Here is a 2,658-nt window from a genome sequence, read left to right as displayed (position 1 = left end):
GGGCCTCGGGGCGCGACGCCCGTGCCAGAACGCGGCCGAGGCCGGGCCGGTCGCGCTCCGGTGGCGCGAGCGATGGCGCCTGGCGGCCAGACGACGATGTGAGCCCGTTCGGCCCATGGCCGGTGTGGGAGGGAAGCGGGCCCCGACCTCTCGCTTTGACGCGGACGGCCCGGTGTCGCCCGAAGCGGACGCGAAACCGATCAAGCTCTACGGTTGTTTTTCGGGCTCAGGACGCCCCTGCGTCCGGCATGTCCGATCGCCCCTACGGGCCTCGGTCGCCGGGTCATCCCGCCGCCAATCTCCGGCCGCCGCACAATCGCGCAGGATCAGCGTCTCTCGGTCCTCCGAGAAGGCGTAGAGGCAAGCCCTGTCGTCGTCATGGGTACCAGAAACCGCGAGCCGCTGCCCGTGCGGATGCCAGCGTTCGCAGTAGTCCCAGCCGTCGCCTGCATCGAACGTCAAGCCGCCGAGCATTCGACCGTGTTCGAAGCACCACGTCGAGAATGAGGTCTGCCAGCGCGAGCGTTCGCGATGCGTCGCCTTACGGGTCCAGCATCCGTAGAACAGATGCTTGAGACGATAGGGCGATGCCTCCGATTTAGAGGGGAGGGCCGACGATATCACAAGGCTCAGCCACGCAAGGATCAAAGCGGCCGACCACGCCCGGGAGTTCGAAAGGGGATGTATCACAGTGCTTCTACCCCGAACGCATAGCAACGTCATCGCGACGGCTGCTTTCCGCCCGACCCAGCCTGACGTGCCGGGCTACCGGTCGGCGGACCGTCCGAGGTTCCGCAAAGTTCGGACGCGGACCGTCCACCCCGCCCGAGGGTCCGGCCGCCGCCCGCCGCGTTCCGCGGCGGGCAAAATCCGCGCCGCGCTGCACCCGATTCACCGAACCCCTTCCCGATCCTCGCGGCCGACGCCACATCCGGGTATGGTCGATTCGAGCGATCGGGAGGACGTGCCGTGTACACTGTGAAGGCGAACGACCATGCGGGGCGCCCCGCGACGTTCGCGTGCGGGACCGCCGACCAGGCCCTGGAGAAGACCTGGGAGCTGGCCCGGCGCGGCTTCAAGGACATCGTCGTGACCGACCCGAAGGGCCACGCCTCGAACGCGGCCGCCTTCGAGCGCTCGCTCGACCTGGCCTGAGGCGGGCGGCGGCGCGGATGGCCCATCGTCACGACGACCCGGATCACGACCACGGGCACCAGCACGGGCACGACCACGGCGCGCTGTCCCCCGTCGAGGCGCGGGTGCGGGCGCTGGAATCGATCCTGGTGCAGAAGGGCTACGTCGAGCCGGCGGCGCTCGACGCGCTGGTCGAGCGCTACGAGACCCGGGTCGGGCCCCATCTCGGGGCGCAGGTGGTGGCCCGCGCCTGGGTCGATCCGGCCTATCGCGCGCGGCTGCTGGCCGACGCCACGCCGGCGATCGCCGAGCTCGGGATCGGCGGGCGCGGCGGCGAGCACATGGTGGTGGTCGAGAACACGCCGGACGCGCACAACCTCGTCGTCTGCACCCTGTGCTCCTGCTACCCCTGGCCGGTGCTCGGCCTGCCGCCGGTCTGGTACAAGGCGCCGCCCTATCGCGCCCGCGCCGTGATCGACCCGCGCGGCGTGCTCGCCGAGTTCGGGGTGCGCCTGCCCGAGACGACGCGGATCACCGTGTGGGATTCGACCGCCGAGCTGCGCTACATGGTGCTGCCGATGCGGCCCGCCGGCACCGAGGCCTTCGACGAGCGCCGCCTCGCCGGCCTCGTCACCCGCGACGCGATGATCGGCACCGGCCTGCCGGGCGTCCCGGCATGAACGGCGGCCAGGACCTCGGCGGGATGCACGGCCTCGGCCCGGTCGCCCCCGAGCCGAACGAGCCGGTGTTCCACGCCAATTGGGAGAAGCGCGTCTTCGCGCTCGCCATGGCGATGGGCTTCACCGGTGCCTGGACCCTCGACGGCAGCCGCGCCGCCCGCGAGTCGATGCCGCCGGCCGACTACCTGACCGCCAGCTACTACGCGATCTGGCTCGACGCCCTCGAGCGCCAGCTCGCCGCGCATAACCTCGCGCGGCCCGAGGAGATCGCCCGCGGCGTCGCCGATCCCGATCCGGCGCCGGTGGCGCGGGTGCTCACCGCCGACATCCTGGAGCCGCGCTACCGCGCCGGCTTCCCGAGCGACCGGCCCGCGCCCGCGCCGGCGCGCTTCGCGGTCGGCGACGCGGTGACGATGCGCAACATCCACCCGCCGACCCACACCCGCCTGCCGCGCTACGTCCGGGCCAAAAGCGGCACGGTGCTGCGGGTCCACGGCGCCTTCGTCCTGCCCGACACCAACGCCTACGGGCAGGGCGAGCACCCGGACTGGCTCTACACCGTGGCCTTCCCGGCCGCCGAGCTCTGGGGCGAGGATGCCGACCCGAACGGGCGCGTCACCGTCGCGGTGTTCGAGCGCTACATCGCGGGCGGGGCCGCGTGAGCGAGCCCGTCGCCCCGTTCTCGGCACCCTGGGAGGCGCAGGTCTTCGCGATGGTGGTCGCGCTGCAGGATTCGGGGCTGTTCACCGGGGCCGAGTGGGCCGACGCGCTCGGCGCCGCGATCCGCCCGGCCGACGGCCCGGAGGCGCCGGCCGATTACGGCCGCTGGCTCGCCGCCCTGGAG

Annotated in this window: 4 protein-coding genes; all 4 read left to right on the top strand. The window is 72.4% G+C overall.

Annotation, left to right across the window (positions count from 1 at the left end; genetic code table 11):
* Nucleotides 1–969: 969 nt before the first annotated feature.
* Nucleotides 970–1,155 (top strand): hypothetical protein, encoded by a 186-nt coding sequence (locus tag FV230_RS27060; protein ID WP_147729728.1) that lies wholly within the window; start codon nt 970–972, stop codon nt 1,153–1,155.
* Between the two features lie 17 nt (nt 1,156–1,172).
* Nucleotides 1,173–1,814, top strand: coding sequence for a nitrile hydratase subunit alpha (gene nthA / locus FV230_RS27055; RefSeq protein WP_147844570.1), 642 nt, complete (start codon nt 1,173–1,175; stop codon nt 1,812–1,814).
* A complete protein-coding gene (gene nthB / locus FV230_RS27050; protein WP_147844569.1) occupies nt 1,811–2,476 on the top strand; it encodes a nitrile hydratase subunit beta in 666 nt (221 codons plus the stop codon). Before nthA ends, nthB begins: the two co-directional genes overlap by 4 nt.
* The coding region (locus tag FV230_RS27045; RefSeq protein WP_147729731.1) for a nitrile hydratase accessory protein at nt 2,473–2,658 on the top strand (186 nt) is incomplete at its 3' end. The genes nthB and FV230_RS27045, both read left to right, overlap by 4 nt.

This window comes from Methylobacterium sp. WL6 (assembly GCF_008040095.1).
GTDB lineage: Bacteria > Pseudomonadota > Alphaproteobacteria > Rhizobiales > Beijerinckiaceae > Methylobacterium.
Note: the sequence above shows the minus strand (reverse complement) of the source record. Positions and strands in the feature narration are given on the sequence as shown.

Coding starts and splice junctions, on each gene's coding strand:
- nthB (WP_147844569.1), top strand. CDS start 1,811: ATGAACGGCGGCCAGGACCTCGGCGGGATGCACGGCCTCGGCCCGGTC.
- nthA (WP_147844570.1), top strand. CDS start 1,173: ATGGCCCATCGTCACGACGACCCGGATCACGACCACGGGCACCAGCAC.